The sequence below is a fragment of the Streptomyces sp. NBC_01618 genome (genome assembly GCF_045209435.1).
Classification (GTDB): Bacteria; Actinomycetota; Actinomycetes; order Streptomycetales; family Streptomycetaceae; genus Streptomyces.
Map to the genome: position 1 here is coordinate 4,851,207 of NZ_CP109297.1, position 16,058 is coordinate 4,867,264.

Below are 16,058 nucleotides of genomic sequence, written 5' to 3' on the forward strand. Positions count from 1 at the left end.
CCGGCCCCCGGGTTGTTTCAGGGCCGGGTCGGGTGGCTGCAGAACTCCGCGTCGAGCAGCGCCGGTTCGAGCGTCTCCGCATCGGTCAGGGTGTCCGTGTCGACGCGGTACGTCAGGATGTGCCGACCGTCGCGCGTGGCGGCGGTACGGACGTAACTGCCCGCTATGTGGCCGTTGTGGCCCCAGACGATGATCCCGCAGGAGAGCCTCTGCGGATAGATGCCCAGGCCGTAGACGCCGTGCGTGGCACCGGTGTTCAGGAGGGCCGCCAACTGGGCGGGCGGGAGGAGGCGCCCGCCCAGCAGGGCCGCGTAGAAGCGGTTCAGATCGGCGAGCGTGGAGATCAGCTCCCCGGCCGCGCCCGCCGTGCGCGGGTCGAGTTCGGTGACGTCGCGGAGGCTGCCGTCGGCCGGGTCGCGGGTGAAGCCGCGGCCGTGCGGGGAGGGCAGCGTGGTGCGGGAGCCGGGCAGGGAGGTACCGGTGAGACGGAGGGGGGTGATGATGCGGCGACGGATCTCGGTGGCGTAGTCGTGTCCGGTGACGCGTCGGACGACGAGTCCGAGTACGACGTAATTGGTGTTGGAGTAGGCGTAGCGGCCGGGGGAGTTCGTCGGACGGTGGGCCAGGGCGACACGGACCGCGGCGGCGGCGGAGACGGGGTGGGCGGAAGTGTCGGCGGTGTAGTCGTAGAGGCCGCTGGTGTGGCTCAGCAGGGCGCGCAGGGTGATTCGGCGGCCGTCGTTGCCGTGGCTGTGGATCAGGCCGGGCAGCAGCCGGTCGACGGGGTCCGACAGCTGCAGCCTTCCCTCCCGGGCGAGTTGGAGCACGACGGTGGCGACGAAGGTCTTGGTGACGCTGCCGGCCCGGAACCGGTCATCCTTGCGAATACCGGGTCCCGTCGAGCGATAGGTGTCGTACGGTGCGGAAGAGGTCTGACGGGCCAGCAGTGCCGCCGTGGGAGCACCGCCCTCGGCGACGAGCCGGGGAAGGTAGGTGGCTGCGGGCGTGAGGTGTGGTTCGCTGGGCAGGGTCGCTGTTCCCAGGCCGAACAGCGCCAGCAGCAGCGGGGCGGCGAGCAGCGCCCTGAGTGTCGGCATGGCAGGGACTCCCTTCTCCCGGGCACATCATGACGGGCCCGCGGACCCGGCACCATGACCGGTCCCGGGGTGAGGGACAATGAACGCTCTGCCAGGGCGGGTTGATCGCAGAGGGGACGCATGTCGGAGGCGGAGCAGGCACGGGAGCCCCAACGGGACAAGGACGGACGTCTCCTTGCGGGGCGTTACCGGCTCGGGGAGGTGCTCGGCCGGGGCGGTATGGGCACGGTCTGGCGTGCCGTCGACGAGACGCTGGGCCGCACGGTCGCGGTCAAGGAGCTGCGGTTCCCCTCGGCCATCGACGAGGACGAGAAGCGCCGCCTCATCACGCGCACGCTGCGCGAGGCGAAGGCGATCGCCAGGATCCGCAACAACGGCGCGGTGACGGTCTACGACGTGGTCGACGAGGACGACCGGCCGTGGATCGTGATGGAGCTCATCGAGGGCAAGTCCCTCGCCGAGGCCATCCGCGAGGACGGGGTGCTGACGCCGAAGCGTGCCGCCGAGGTCGGCCTCGCCATCCTCGACGTGCTGCGTTCGGCACACCGCGAGGGCATCCTGCACCGTGATGTGAAGCCGTCCAACGTGCTGATCGCCGAGGACGGCCGGGTCGTGCTGACCGACTTCGGCATCGCGCAGGTCGAGGGCGACCCGTCGGTCACCTCGACGGGCATGCTCGTCGGCGCCCCCTCGTACATCTCCCCGGAGCGCGCCCGCGGACACAAGCCGGGACCGCCCGCCGACCTGTGGTCGCTCGGCGGACTGCTGTACGCCAGCGTCGAGGGCAGCCCGCCGTACGACAAGGGGTCGGCCATCGCCACCCTGACCGCGGTGATGACCGAGCCGCTCGACCCGCCGAAGAACGCCGGTCCGCTGGTGGAGGTCATCTACGGCCTGCTCGCCAGGGATCCCGATCAGCGGCTCGACGACGCGGGCGCGCGCGCCCTGCTCGATGGCGTGATCCACGCCCCCGAGAAGCCGGACCCGGTGGTGCCCCCGCCCGCCGACGCCACCCAGGTCATGGCGCTGCCCGGGGAGCCCGCCAAGCCTGCCAAGTCCGCCGCCAAGGCGGCGTCGAAGTCCGGGGAGCCGGGGGAGGGCACGCGGGACCGGTTGCGGGGTGCGCTGCGCTCCGTACGGAACGCGAAGGCGACACCGGCCGCCGCGACCGCTGCGGCCGCGGCCACCGCGTCGCCCCCGCCCTCGACGCCTCCGGCGGTCACGCCGTCGGCCGGCGGTGCGGCGGGCCCGTCGAAGTCCGCCGGGACCTCGGCCCCGGCGAAGCCGGCCACGGCCTCCGCCGCCGTACCGCCGCCGCGCTCGGCCACGTCGCCGACCGCACCGCCCCGCGCGTCCATCACGGACGTGGTGCCGCGCCGCACTCTCGCGATCATCGCGGCCGTGATCGTGCTCGCCGTGATCGGCACGGTCCTCGCGCTCACGCTCGGCGGGGACGACAAGAACACCGCGGGCGGCGGCAATGGCAAGGACGACAAGTCCGCCTCGGCCGGTGCCTCGACGGCGAGCGGCGGCTCCGCCGACACCGACAGCGGCAGCGGCAACAGCAACGGCAATGGCAACGGCGGCGACAAGGCCCAGGACCAGGGCAAGGACAAGGACGACGGCGCGGACAAGGGCTCGGACGGTTCCAAGGGCGACGACCACGGCACCGATGACGCGCTGCCCGCCGGATACCGGACCATCAAGAACAAGCGGTTCCATTTCACGATGGCGATGCCCGAGGACTTCCGGCTCAACGGCACGGCCGGCCGCAACTCCGGCGGGATCTTCAACGTCGACGGGGGCTTCCCGCGCATCCAGGTCGACTACACCGACTCGCCCGGCGGCGACGCCGCCGCGGCCTGGAACGCGGCGAAGGGCGCCGTCGCGGCCAGCAGCAACGGCTACCACCACCTCGGCGTGAAACCGGTCCAGTACAACGGCTACCCGACCGTCGCCGACTGGCAGTTCGAGCGCACCCAGCAGGGCCAGCGGGTCCGGGTGCTGAACCGGGGCTTCAAGGTCGACGCCACCCACGGCTACGCGATCATGATCAGCTGCAAGGCGAGCGAATGGGACAGCAAGGAATGCCGGACGCTCCGCAAGACCGCGTTCGACACGTTCGAGCCCACCGACTGATCCGTGGGTGAAGAGGGCCGGGATGCGCCGACTGAGACGCGTGGCCGTCACTTGCCACGTATCGTGAGAACCTGAAGACCGTACGCAGCCGGAACGGCGGGTCAATTGCACGGTAAGTGACCGTAATTGATGGGTTTGTGCGGTCATCGTGACCGGGGGGACAGCGCGCTCTGGGGAGGCGTCGTGGACGACTATGCGGGTCGGGTGCTTGCCGACCGCTACCGCCTTCCGCTGCCGCCGTCCGACGCGTACGAACTGGTCGAGACCCGGGCGTTCGACACCTACAGCGGACAGGAAGTCCTGGTCCGGCAGGTGCCGTTGCCCGAGGTGGTGGACGCCGAGGTGCTCGACGCCGACGGTCCGGTACGGGCGGCCCGGCAGGTCACCGGGCGTGCCGTGCGGCGCTCCACGGATCCGGCGGTGCGGCGGGCCATCGAGGCGGCGCAGGCGGCGGCCCGGATCCCCGACCATCCCAGGCTCGACCAGGTTTTCGACGTGTTCGCCGAGGCCGGTTCGCTGTGGATCGTGAGCGAACTGGTCATGGCCCGCCCGCTCGCGGCCCTGCTGGCGGACCGCCCGCTCGATCCCTTCCGGGCCGCCGAGATCGGCTCCGACGTGCTGACGGCGTTGCGGGTGCTGCATGCCCATGGCTGGACCCACCGGAACATCACCGTTCGCACGGTGCTGATCTGTGACGACGGCCGCGTCGTGCTGACCGGCCTGGCGGCCGGGGCGGCGGAGGAGGCGCTCTGCGGGTACGTACCGATGCCGCAGCCCGACGACGAGGAAGAGACCGGATTCGGCCGCCCGGCGGTCGAGACGGGCCCGTCCGGGCCGTACGCACCACCCGTCCCTCCCGCCTCTCCGGCCGAGGTGCCGGCCTCGCGCGGCCCGGCGGCGATCGAGGCCGATGGCGCGGCCGACGGCGATCCGCACGGTGACGATGCGTACGGCGATGGCGACGCGTACAGCGGTCACGCCCCGTACAGCGACGGCGGCCCGTACGGCGGTGGCGCTGCGCAGACCGGTACGCAGACCGGTGCGCCGGGCGAGCTGGAGGCCGTCCGGCGGCCGGGCAGCGCCGCGCAGTCGCGGGCCGAGCGCGCCGGAGCCATCGCGGCCTACCGCGCGGGCGCCCTCGCCGCCGCCCGGGCCGGCGAGGACCGGCGCCGGGCCGGGGCGGGCGAGGCGGGGGACGCGGAGGACACCGGCTCCCTCCCCGTCCAGCGCCCCGCGGGGCCGTCCGGCCCGGACCGCGGCCGCCCGCAGCCGACCGGCCCCTGGAGCCGGCCCGCCGAGGACCCGTACGACGACGAGGACGACGAGGGCGACGACGGCTACGGAGACGACGGCCAGTCACCGCCCGCCCGGCGACTGCACCTCACCGGCAGCTGGAGCGACGGGCCCGGATCCGGCCGCCCCGTGTCCGCCGGGGGCTCGGGCGAGGACGCCCTGCGTGCCGACGCCCGCCGCCACGGCAACTCCCCGGCGCTGCCCGCACGCCCGCCCGAGCAGCGGCAGGAGCCGACCCGCTGGGACGACCTCGTGGCGAGCGGCCGTACGGGCGCCGTCTACCGCGGCCCCGCCACCCCCCTCGCCGCCGAGCGAGCCCGGCAGGCCCGGATCGCCGTCGTCGGCGCGGTCACCGAGCGCTGGGCGCCCGAGCAGGCCGGACCCGTCCACGAGAACTGGCAACTGGCGCCGCCGATCGGCCCCGCCACCGACCTCTGGGCGCTCGGCGCGCTGCTCTACCGCGCCGTCCAGGGCCACGCCCCGTACCCCGAGGAGAACGCGGCTGAGCTCGTCCAGATGGTCTGCGCCGAGCCGCCCGCCTTCGCCGAGGAATGCGGTCCGCTGCGCCCCGTGGTCGAGTCCCTGCTGCGTCAGGACCCCACCGAGCGGCCGGATTTCGAAGAGCTTCGCGGCTGGCTGCGCTCCCTCGTACGGTCGGCGCCCGAGCCCGAGGCCGGTCTGGACGTCGTACCGCTGCCCTCCCTCGACAACGCCCGGCTCCCCGTCGTCCGCCGCCGGGGCGAGCTGGTCCGCAGGCGTCGCGGCCGCCTCGGCCAGGGGACGTCCCACGGCCGCCACCGCCACACGAAGGAGAAGCCCGACCGGCACGACAGACCCCGGGCGGAGAAGGCGCCCAGGGCGCCGCGCGAACCCAAGGGCCCCAAGGCGCTGCGTACCCCGCCGCCCGGCCGCCGGCCCGGCGAGGGCCGGGCGCCGCGACGGCTGGGACGGCTGCTTCTGCTGCTGATCCTGCTGGCGCTGGTCGCGGCCATCGCGTACGCCGTGATGTTCATGCCCAAGGCGGACAGCGACTCCGGCACCCGCTCCTCGGGCCCGGCGTCGTCGGCGTCCGGTTCACCGGAGCCCAGCACCGGCGCGTCCGACGGGCTGTCACCCTCGCAGCCCCCCGGCGCGCAGCAGCCGCAGACCAGCCGCTCCGCCGTCGCGCTCGCCCCCGGTTACGTCCTGCGCAAGGACCCCGAGGGCTTCGAGGTCGGAGTGCTCAAGGGCTGGCAGCGCAGCCCCGCCAACGCGGACCGGCAGATCCGGTACGGCAGTGACGGCTTCAGCCTGCTGATCGTCCCCGGACGCGACACCGTCAAGGCCAACGGCAACGACCCGCTGGCCTACCAGGCCGACAAGGAGCTGGAGTTGCAGCCGTTCCGCGACTCCAGCTGGTCGGGTTCGAGCGGGCTGCGCCGGATCGACGTCGGCCGACAGGCCATGGCCGAGGGCCAGTTCACCTGGCAGGACGCCGGCGGCCGCGAGGTGTACGCCCGCAACCTCGCGATGATTGTCGACGGCCGCTACCACATCCTCCAGGTCATCGGCCCGGAGGACCGGCGCGACAAGGTTTCGGAGATCTACCAACAAGCCATCGCCTCCTACCGCGTGACGCCCTGAAACATTCCGGTACGTCACCTGGGCAGTGGGCGGAGCGACAAGCATCACAGTGCCGTCTCTTGGGGGATTCGAGGTTCCGTGGCCGTGCGTCCGCTCCGTAATCTGGCCTCCGAGGGAACGGGGCGGAACACGTGGATCGATCACAGGGCACGGACGCGGGACTGGTGCTGGCCGGACGGTACCGGCTCGGTGAAGTCCTCGGGCGCGGCGGCATGGGCAAGGTCTGGCGCGCCCACGACGAGGTGCTGCACCGAACCGTCGCCGTCAAGGAGCTGACCGCCGGGCTGTACGTCGCCGAGGCCGACCGGATCGTGCTGCACGCCCGGACGCAGAAGGAGGCCCGCGCGGCCGCCCGGATCACGCACCCGGGCGTGGTCACCGTCCATGACGTGATCGAGTACGACAACCGGCCCTGGATCGTCATGCAGTACGTCGACGGTCCGTCACTCGCCGACGCGACCAAGGAGTCCGGCGAGATCGAGTCCCGCGAGGCCGCCAGGATCGGCCTCCACGTGCTGGGCGCCCTGCGCGCCGCACACGGTGCGGGCGTGCTGCACCGGGACGTGAAGCCCGGCAACGTACTCCTGGCCAGGGACGGCCAGGTGCTGCTCACCGACTTCGGGATCGCGGCGATCGAGGGCGACTCGACCATCACCAGGACCGGTGAACTGGTCGGCTCCATCGACTATCTGGCGCCCGAACGGGTACGCGGCGGTGATCCCGGCCCCGCGTCCGACCTGTGGTCCCTCGGCGCCACGCTCTACACCGCGGTCGAGGGGCGCTCGCCGTTCCGCCGTACGTCCCCGATCTCCACCATGCAGGCCGTCGTCACCGAGGAGCCGCCGCCGCCGGAGCGGGCGGGTCCGCTGGCTCCCGTGATCACCGCGCTGCTCCGCAAGGAGCCCGAGGACCGGCCGTCGGCGGCCGAGGCGGAACGGATGCTGCTGGAGGCCATGGAGGGCCGCAAGCCCCGGGCCGCGCAGGCGTACGTACCGACGCAGCGCGTCCCCGACGAGGTCCTGCGCACGCTGGGCCCGGACGGCGCGTCAGGCGTGGTCGCGGGTGGGGTGGCGGGGGCTTCCGGTGTTCCTGGTACGACGGGTGCGCCCGGTACGGCCGGGCTTCCGCACCCGGCCGCCGGTTCCTTCGCCGGCCCGGCGTCGTCCCCGGTGACCCGGCGCAGCCGGGGCCGGTGGCGTACGGCGGTCCTGGTCATCGCCGCGGCCGCGGTGGTCGGTGGTGGTGAGGGGGTCGCCGCGATGAAGTACGGGGACCGCACGGACAGCGCCGCCGGGCGTGGCGGCACGGGCACGCACGCGACCGAAACCCCCTCGAAGCCCAGCACTTCGCAAGCGCCGAAGCCGGACACCCCGCGCAAGGGCGTGCCCGACGGCTGGCAGCGGGTGAACGACCCCGAGGGCTTCAGCCTGATCGTGCCCGACGGCTGGGTGCGCCGGGCGGACCGCAACCAGATCGACTACACCCCGGACAACGGCGTGCACTACATCCGGATCAGCATCGATCCGTCGCCCGACTTCGAGAACTCGTACATGCACATGCTGAACCTGGAGAAGCAGCTGGTCGAACGGCTCCCCGGCTACCACCGCGAGACCCTGCACCCCAACACGTACCGCGACCGGGAGGGCTCGCTCTGGGAGTTCACCTGGACCGAGACCAAGGACCACCCGGGCCCGCGCCACGCGATCGACCAGATGTACTTCGGGGAGGACGGCGGCCCGGAGTACGCGTTGTACATGACGGGTCCGGCAGCGGACTGGGACACGACCCGGGAGCAGTTCGACACGATGCTGCGCGGCTGGCGGGCGCCCGACAGCTCCGGCTGAGATCCGCGAGCCCGGACCGGGACCCCGCAGTCCGGGGCCCGTCACGTGTGGGTCCGGCGACCGCAGGGGTCCTGATCAGGGGCTTTGTTGCCAGTGATCGCTGGCTTGTTTGTGGGGAGTGTGAAAACCCGTTACTCACGGGTACCCAAAGCGTGCGGCTGGACGTACTCTCGCCCTCATGACGGACTCGCAGGCCTCCACGTCCACCCCCGCAGCCCCGGTCGGCACCAACCCCGTGGCCGCCGCACCCGCAGGTGTGCGCACCGCCGCCGATGTGGTGACACCCGAGGTGATCGTCCAGCTGACCCGTGGCGTGGCCGGCTCCGGCCGTACGGCCAACCACACCCCCCTCACGGGGGAGAAGCTGGCCGATCTGCCCGAGTCCACCCCCGAGGACGTGGCGGCGGCCTTCGAGAAGGCCCGGGCCGCCCAGCCGGCCTGGGCCGCGACCTCCGTCCGCGCCAGGGCGGCCGTCCTGCTCCGCTTCCACGACCTCGTGCTCAGCCGCCAGGCCGAGGTGCTCGACCTCATCCAGCTGGAGACCGGCAAGGCCCGGCTGCACGCCCACGAGGAAGTTCAGGCCGTCGCTGTCGCGGCCCGGCACTACGGGCGCAAGGCCCCCGCGTACCTGAAGCCGAAGCGCCACACCGGAGTCGTACCGACCCTCACCAAGGTCACCGAGCTGCGCCAGCCGCGCGGCGTCATCGGCCAGATCGCGCCGTGGAACTACCCGTTCGAGCTGTCCGTCGGCGATGCGCTCCCCGCGTTCGTCTCCGGCAACGCCGTCGTGATGAAGCCCGACACGGAGACCGCGCTGACCGCGCTGTGGGCCCGGGACCTGCTGATCGAGGCCGGGCTGCCCGCCGAGGTGTTCCAGGTGGTCCTCGGCGACGGACCCGTCGTCGGCCCCGAGGTCGTCAAGCACGCCGACTACGTCTCGTTCACCGGTTCCACCCGCACCGGCCGCGAGGTCGCGCAGGGCGCGGCGGCCCGGCTCGTCGGGGTCTCGCTGGAGCTCGGCGGCAAGAACGCCATGCTGGTCCTGAAGGACGCCGACGTGGAGAAGGCCGCCGCGGGTGCCGTCCGCGCCTGCTTCTCCTCAGCCGGCCAGCTCTGCATCTCCATCGAGCGGCTGTACGTCCACGAGTCGGTCGCCGACGACTTCGTGGCCCGCTTCGCCGCCCGTACGAAGGCCATGCGGCTCGGCAGCTCCCTCGCCTACGGCGCCGACATGGGCTCGCTGGTCGGCGAGCGCCAGCTGGAGACCGTCACCCGGCATGTCGCGGAGGCCGTCGAGAAGGGCGCCCGGCTCGTCGCGGGCGGCGTCGCCCGCCCGGACATCGGCCCGCTCTTCTACGAGCCGACCATCCTCGACGGCGTCGAGGCACCGATGGCCGTGTGCAGCGAGGAGACCTTCGGCCCGGTCGTCTCCATCTACCGCTTCACCGACGAGGACGAGGCCGTCGCCCTCGCCAACGCCACCCCGTACGGCCTGAATTCGAGCGTCTGGACCAAGGACGCCAAGCGCGGCCACCAGGTCGCCGCCCGGCTCCGGACCGGCACGGTCAACATCAACGAGGGCTACGCCCCGGCGTACGGCAGCGTGCAGTCCCCGATGGGCGGCATGAAGGACTCCGGTCTCGGCCGGCGGCACGGCTCCGAGGGCATCCTCAAGTACACGGAGGCGCAGACCGTCGCCCAGCAACGGCTGATTCCGCTCGCCCCGGCGTTCGGCATGGACGACGAGAAGTACGCGGCGTTCATGACCCGCAGCCTGAAGGCGATGAAGGCGTTCCGCCTGCGCTGACCTCCGTAGCAGGGCGTTCTGCCCGCGCTGCCCCCGTAACACCGCAGCACGTTCCGCCCTTTTCGTACCGAGGAGAGCTATGTCCCAGGACAGCCCTGCCCAGAATCGGGCCGAACCGGCCGGTGGGACCGACGACGACGCCGCGTACGACTACGACGTCCTGGTCGTCGGCTCGGGCTTCGGCGGCGCGGTGTCGGCCCTGCGGCTGACCGAGAAGGGATACCGGGTCGGGGTCCTGGAGGCGGGCCGCCGCTTCGGCCCCGGCACCCTTCCCAAGAACTCCTGGGACATCAGGAACTATCTGTGGGCCCCCGCGCTCGGCCTCTACGGGATCCAGCGCGTCCACCTGCTCGGCAATGTGATGGTGCTGGCCGGTGCGGGCGTCGGCGGCGGCTCGCTCAACTACGCCAACACGCTGTACGTGCCCCCCACGCCGTTCTTCGAGGACCGGCAGTGGGCGTCCATCACCGACTGGCAGGACGAACTGAAGCCGTACTACGACCAGGCGAAGCGGATGCTAGGGGTCCGGCTCAATCCCACGATGACCCCGTCCGACGTCCATCTGAAGGCGGCCGCGCAGGCCATGGGCGTCGGTGACACCTTCCATCTCGCCCCGGTCGGCGTCTTCTTCGGCGACGGCAAGGACGCCGACGGCACGGCCACGGCGAAGCCCGGCGACACGGTCGCCGACCCGTACTTCGGCGGCGCGGGGCCCGCCCGCAAGGCCTGCACCGAGTGCGGCGAATGCATGACGGGCTGCCGTCACGGCGCGAAGAACACCCTCAACGAGAACTACCTCCACCTCGCCGAGAAGGCCGGAGCGGTCATCCACCCGATGACCTCCGTCGTCGCGATCGCGGACCACCCGGAGGGCGGCTACCACGTCACCACCGTCCCCACCGACCGCCGGAAGAAGGCGAAGCCCACGCGGCTGCGCGCCCGCAAGGTGGTCGTCGCGGCGGGCACGTACGGAACGCAGACCCTGCTGCACACCATGAAGGACCGCGGTCTGCTGCCCCGGCTCTCGGACCGGCTCGGCGAGCTGACCCGTACCAACTCCGAGGCACTCGTCGGCTCGCAGACCAGCGACCGGCGCTACCGCAAGAAGCACGGCACCGCGAAGGCCGACTTCACGCAGGGCGTCGCGATCACGTCCTCGATCCACCCCGACGAGAACACCCACATCGAGCCGGTCCGCTACGGCAAGGGCTCCAACGCGATGGGCGCGCTGTCCATCCTCCAGGTGCCCTACGGCGGCCGCCGGGTGCTGGGCTGGCTCGGCAACATGGCCAAGCACCCGACGCTCGCCCTGCGGTCGCTCTCCAACCGCCGTTGGTCGGAGCGGACCATCATCGGGCTCGTCATGCAGTCGCTGGACAACTCCCTGACGACGTACCGCAAGCCGGGCGGAATCGGGAAGGGCCTGCTCACCGCCCGGCAGGGACACGGCGCACCCAACCCGACCCAGATCGAGGAGGCGACGCGCAGCGCCTCGCTGCTCGCCGACGAGATCAACGGCTTCGCCGGCTCGAACGTCGGCGAGCTGATGGGCACCCCGCTCACCGCGCACTTCCTCGGCGGCTGTCCCATAGGCGCGAGCGCCGAGGAAGGGGTGATCGACCCGTACCACCGGCTCTACGGACACCCCGGCATCTTTGTGGTCGACGGCTCCGCGGTTTCCGCGAACCTCGGCGTCAACCCGTCGCTCACCATCACCGCACAGGCCGAGCGTGCGATGTCCTTCTGGCCCAACAAGGGCGAGGCGGACCCGCGCCCCGCGCAGGGTGAGGCGTACGAACGGCTGGCCGCGGTCGAGCCGCGGGCCCCGGCCGTGCCGAAGGAGGCGTTCGGCGCGCTGAAGCTGCCGTTCCTCGGGCTGCCGACGGTTTTGCCGAAGAAGAACCCGCAGGAGCAGTCGGAGGAGTCGAAGTAGCAGGAGCAGTCGGAGCAGCGGTGGCAGGGCCCCGGCGGACCGGGACAGCAGAAGGGGCTGCACCCCCCTCCGAGTGCAGCCCCTCCGTGCTTACGGTGACGAAACGCCTTACGCGGCGGCGTCACCGTTCCTGCGACGCCGCACGATGAACATCGCGCCCGCGCCGAGCACAATGGCCGCGCCGCCCGCGGTGGCGAACACCGGGACCGCGGAGGACGAACCGGTCTCCGCGAGGGAGCCGGAGACCTTGCCCGTCGGGTTGTCGGCCGGCTTCGTGGTCGGGACCGGAGCGGTGCCGCCGGTCTGCGGCGTCGAGCCGCTCTCGCCGGAGTTCACGATCTTGAACTTGTACGCGACGTCGCTGAAGCCCAGGCAGTCCTTGTCGCCCACGTACAGGCCTGCGCCGAGGGTGAAGCCGGCGCCTATGGGGGCGGTCGACTTCACGTTGATGCGCAGCGGGATGTCGACCTCGTAACCCGGGCGGATCTCGTCGGACTGGCCGACGTAGCCGACCGCGCGGCCGTCCTCGCTGAGGTCCTCCCACTTGTTCGTGTCCTGGTCGAGGGCCTGGAGGCTGACGTGCTTCGACTTGAAGAGGTCGTAGCCGTCCTTGTCGGAAGAGGCGCCCGCGAAGTAGTCGATCTCCTTCACGACGGACTTCGAGGAGTTGTAGACGTTCATCTTGAACTGGTGCCAGCCGCTGCCCCGGGCGATCTTGCCGGGCAGGCCGTTGATGGAGATGTCCAGGTCGGACTTGGAGCACTCCGCCGGCAACTCCTGGTCCTCGGAGTCCGACGAGGGCGCGGAGGTGGACGCGGACGGGGAGGAGGATACGCTCGCCGAGTCACTCGGCTTGGGAGCGACCTCGTTCGAGGCGGTGTCCCCGGGTGCGTCGGCCGTCTTGTCCGGGCCGGGCTCGCCGGGCTCCTCGGACTCCTCGGCGGGAGCGGTGACGGACGCGCTGGCGGACGGGGTCGCCTCGGCATCCGTGGACTCGGAGGCGCTCGGCGCGGGCGAGTCGGTGGTCTCGACGACAGCGGTCCCGTCCGTCGTTTCGGCAAACGCGGCCGGGGCGGCCAGGATCGCGGCGGGAGCGATGACTGCCGTGGCGGCTGCGAGCGCCATGGTGCGGCGAAGCTTCATGATGACCTCAGGAGTCCGGCGTACCGCTGTGAGCAGTACGGATAAGGGGACCGGCCCGGCGTGGCGGGGGGCACGAGCGGGGCCGGTGGTTCCGCATGGTTGACCCGTGATCCGCCGCAATGGTTGTCCGCTTACTCACAGAACCTTTATGTGATGCCGATCACGCACCCCTCCGCGCCCGATCCGTGCTCGCCGGGTGCCTGTCACACGTCGTCTGTCACACGTCGTCTGTCACACGTCGTCTGTCACACGTCGTCTGTGACACGGCAGCTGTGACACGGCGCATGAGGCACGGCGCATGAGGCACGGCGCATGAGGCACGGCGCATGAGGCACGGCGCATGAGCAAGGGCCCCGTGGACCGGAAGCGGTCCACGGGGCCCCTTGCTGTATGAACACCCGGACGCGGCCTCGGCGCCGAGCCGGACGGGCTGCTCCGCGAGCAAACCGTTTCGACCGGATACGGCCGGCTCCGGGCGTCCCCGGAGCCGGCCGTTTCCTGGAGTGACCGGGCTGCTGTCCCCTGCCGACCGGTCACGCACGCTGGGGCGCGGTCCCACGGCGTACCTGCAGTACGCCACACGCTCCAGCGGAGCCACGCGTGGTTTCTTCCAAAGCCGCCCCTGGCTGGCACGGACACCGGGACCAACGAAGCCGCGACAGACCCGGTCACGCGCCGTACGGGTGAGAGTCGGCCCGAACTGGGATACGTCCGCACACCCCCGGACCCCGGGCACAGGGGCGTCAGGCCCGGCCGCGGCAGAGCTCCAGCAGCGTCATGGCGAGGGAGGTGCCGGGCTTGCCGAGCGCGTCCCGGTACTGGCCGAGGATCTCCATCTCGCGGGAGAGGTTGATCCGGCGGCCGCCGGAGGTGATCCGGGCCTCCTGGATGACCGCCGAGACGGCCATCCGTTCCTGGACGAGTCCGATGATCCGGTCGTCGAGGGCGTCGATGCGGGACCTGGCGCCGTTGATCAGGGCGGCGGCCTCATCGGTGTGCGCGCCGGTCTTCTCGGCGGCGGTCTTCGTGGGGGCGGTCTGCTCGGTGACGGTCTGCGCGGGGGCGGTGCCGGCCATGGTGGTGACTCCTCGTGGGATGCGGCCCCCGAAACCGACCGGTCCGGAACGTCAGAACGCCCCGGGCCTTTCGGCCCGGGGCGCCTGGAACGTTGCTTGTCAGTGGATCAAGCAGCACGACCATGGCAGCCGGCGGGCCGGATGCCATAGGTAAAGACGAAGGTCGTGTGCTGTCGCATGAACTCAGTATGGCCCGGCCGCCCGGGCGGGCCAACATGGCGCCCGGATGGTGAGACACCCCCTGGAGGCCGCTCCGCAGCCCGTGCTTCGCGCACCCCCGGTCCCGGGCGGGACGGCGGCCGACTCGGCACCCCGGTCCGGGGTGGGACGGCGGCCGACTCCGTCACCCGGGCAGAACGGTGGAGCAGACCGGTAGAATCGACAAAACCGACCCCCTTTAACCGCCGGAAGGCCGCCCGTGCCAGCAGCACCCCTCGCCGCCCCCGACATCGCCACCGACGTGGTCCTCGTTGTCGACTTCGGGGCGCAGTATGCCCAGCTCATCGCCCGACGCGTCCGTGAGGCCCGGGTCTACAGCGAGATCGTCCCGTCCACGATGCCGGTGGCCGAGATGCTGGCCAAGAACCCCCGGGCGATCATCCTGTCCGGCGGCCCCTCCTCGGTGTACGCGGAGGGCGCGCCCTCTCTCGACCGGGCGATCTTCGAGGCCGGGGTCCCGGTCTTCGGCATGTGCTACGGCTTCCAGCTGATGGCCACCACGCTCGGCGGCACCGTCGACGACAACGGTGCCCGTGAGTACGGCCGTACCCCGCTCACCGTCTCCAAGTCCGGCTCCACGCTCTTCGAGGGCACGCCCGCCGAGCAGTCGGTCTGGATGTCGCACGGCGACGCCTGCTCCGCCGCCCCCGAGGGCTTCACCGTCACCGCGTCCACGGACGTCGTACCGGTCGCCGCCTTCGAGAACGACGAGAAGAAGCTCTACGGCGTCCAGTACCACCCCGAGGTCCTGCACTCCACGCACGGCCAGCAGGTCCTGGAGCACTTCCTCTACCGCGGCGCCGGCATCGAGCCGACCTGGACCACGACCAACGTGGTCGACGAGCAGATCGCGCTGATCCGCGAGCAGGTCGGCACCAAGCGCGCCATCTGCGGCCTGTCCGGCGGAGTCGACTCCGCGGTCGCCGCAGCCCTCGTGCAGAAGGCCATCGGCTCCCAGCTGACCTGCGTGTACGTCGACCACGGCCTGATGCGCAAGGGCGAGACCGAGCAGGTCGAGAAGGACTTCGTGGCCGCCACCGGCGTCCAGCTGAAGGTCGTCGACGCCGAGGAGCGGTTCCTGACCGCGCTGGCCGGGGTCTGTGACCCCGAGCAGAAGCGGAAGATCATCGGCCGCGAGTTCATCCGCGTCTTCGAGCAGGCCCAGGCCGAGCTCGTCGCCGAGGCGGGCGCGGCCGGCGAGGACGTCGCGTTCCTCGTCCAGGGCACGCTCTACCCGGACGTCGTCGAGTCCGGCGGCGGCACCGGCACCGCCAACATCAAGTCCCACCACAACGTCGGCGGTCTCCCCGACGACATCGAGTTCCAGCTCGTCGAGCCGCTGCGCCAGCTGTTCAAGGACGAGGTCCGGATGGTCGGCCAGGAGCTCGGTCTGCCCGAGGAGATCGTCCAGCGCCAGCCGTTCCCCGGCCCCGGCCTCGGTATCCGGATCGTCGGCGAAGTCACCAAGGAGCGGCTCGACCTGCTCCGCGAGGCCGACGCCATCGCCCGCGAGGAGCTGACCGCGGCCGGTCTGGACCGCGACATCTGGCAGTGCCCGGTCGTCCTGCTCGCCGACGTCCGCTCGGTCGGCGTCCAGGGCGACGGCCGCACCTACGGCCACCCGATCGTCCTGCGCCCGGTCTCCTCCGAGGACGCCATGACGGCCGACTGGTCGCGCCTGCCGTACGAGACGCTCGCCAAGATCTCGACCCGCATCACCAACGAGGTCGCCGACGTCAACCGCGTCGTGCTCGACGTGACGAGCAAGCCGCCGGGCACCATCGAGTGGGAGTGACCTTTTCGCAAGGTCAACGCCGATGCCGTCGCTCATTCGTTTGGGCGGCGGCATTGTCGTACCAGCTGGGTACGCTTCCCGTACAGGCG

The 16,058-nt window shown here is 71.7% G+C and carries 9 protein-coding genes; 6 read left to right on the forward strand and 3 right to left on the reverse strand.

The annotated features are described in order from the left end of the window. Window positions 1-17: 17 nt before the first annotated feature. Window positions 18-1,097, reverse strand: a complete 1,080-nt coding sequence (locus OH735_RS22740; RefSeq protein ID WP_406383346.1) for a serine hydrolase domain-containing protein — start codon at window positions 1,095-1,097, stop codon at window positions 18-20. A gap of 120 nt (window positions 1,098-1,217) precedes the next feature. Here OH735_RS22740 and OH735_RS22745 point away from each other — a divergent pair, with 120 nt between their 5' ends. The 5 genes from OH735_RS22745 (at window position 1,218) to OH735_RS22765 (ending at window position 11,736) form a co-directional block, all read left to right on the forward strand. After that, the gene (locus OH735_RS22745) at window positions 1,218-3,236 is read left to right on the forward strand and encodes a serine/threonine-protein kinase (RefSeq protein WP_406383347.1); all 2,019 of its coding nucleotides are present in this window, start codon (window positions 1,218-1,220) and stop codon (window positions 3,234-3,236) included. Between the two features lie 183 nt (window positions 3,237-3,419). Next, window positions 3,420-6,152: a serine/threonine protein kinase gene (locus OH735_RS22750; protein ID WP_406383348.1), complete on the forward strand. Its 2,733-nt coding sequence runs from the start codon at window positions 3,420-3,422 to the stop codon at window positions 6,150-6,152. Between the two features lie 131 nt (window positions 6,153-6,283). Continuing rightward, the gene (locus OH735_RS22755; RefSeq protein WP_406383349.1) at window positions 6,284-7,996 is read left to right on the forward strand and encodes a serine/threonine-protein kinase; all 1,713 of its coding nucleotides are present in this window, start codon (window positions 6,284-6,286) and stop codon (window positions 7,994-7,996) included. Window positions 7,997-8,174: 178 nt separating this feature from the next. Then, entirely contained in the window at window positions 8,175-9,803 is a 1,629-nt protein-coding gene (locus tag OH735_RS22760; protein ID WP_406383351.1) for a succinic semialdehyde dehydrogenase, read from the forward strand. A 79-nt stretch (window positions 9,804-9,882) separates the two neighbouring features. Next, window positions 9,883-11,736, forward strand: a complete 1,854-nt coding sequence (locus OH735_RS22765) for a GMC oxidoreductase (protein WP_406383352.1) — start codon at window positions 9,883-9,885, stop codon at window positions 11,734-11,736. 108 nt (window positions 11,737-11,844) lie between these two features. On the opposite strand, the gene OH735_RS22770 is transcribed toward OH735_RS22765, so the two are convergent. Both OH735_RS22770 and OH735_RS22775 read right to left on the reverse strand, forming a co-directional pair. Beyond that, window positions 11,845-12,879 carry an LAETG motif-containing sortase-dependent surface protein gene (locus OH735_RS22770; RefSeq protein ID WP_406383354.1) on the reverse strand — a complete coding sequence of 345 codons (1,035 nt, stop codon included), beginning with the start codon at window positions 12,877-12,879 and terminating at the stop codon, window positions 11,845-11,847. 743 nt (window positions 12,880-13,622) lie between these two features. Further along, a complete protein-coding gene (locus OH735_RS22775) occupies window positions 13,623-13,955 on the reverse strand; it encodes a chorismate mutase (protein WP_406383355.1) in 333 nt (110 codons plus the stop codon). 418 nt (window positions 13,956-14,373) lie between these two features. Here OH735_RS22775 and guaA point away from each other — a divergent pair, with 418 nt between their 5' ends. Continuing rightward, window positions 14,374-15,969: a glutamine-hydrolyzing GMP synthase gene (gene guaA, locus OH735_RS22780; protein WP_406383356.1), complete on the forward strand. Its 1,596-nt coding sequence runs from the start codon at window positions 14,374-14,376 to the stop codon at window positions 15,967-15,969. The last annotated feature ends 89 nt before the right edge of the window (window positions 15,970-16,058 follow it).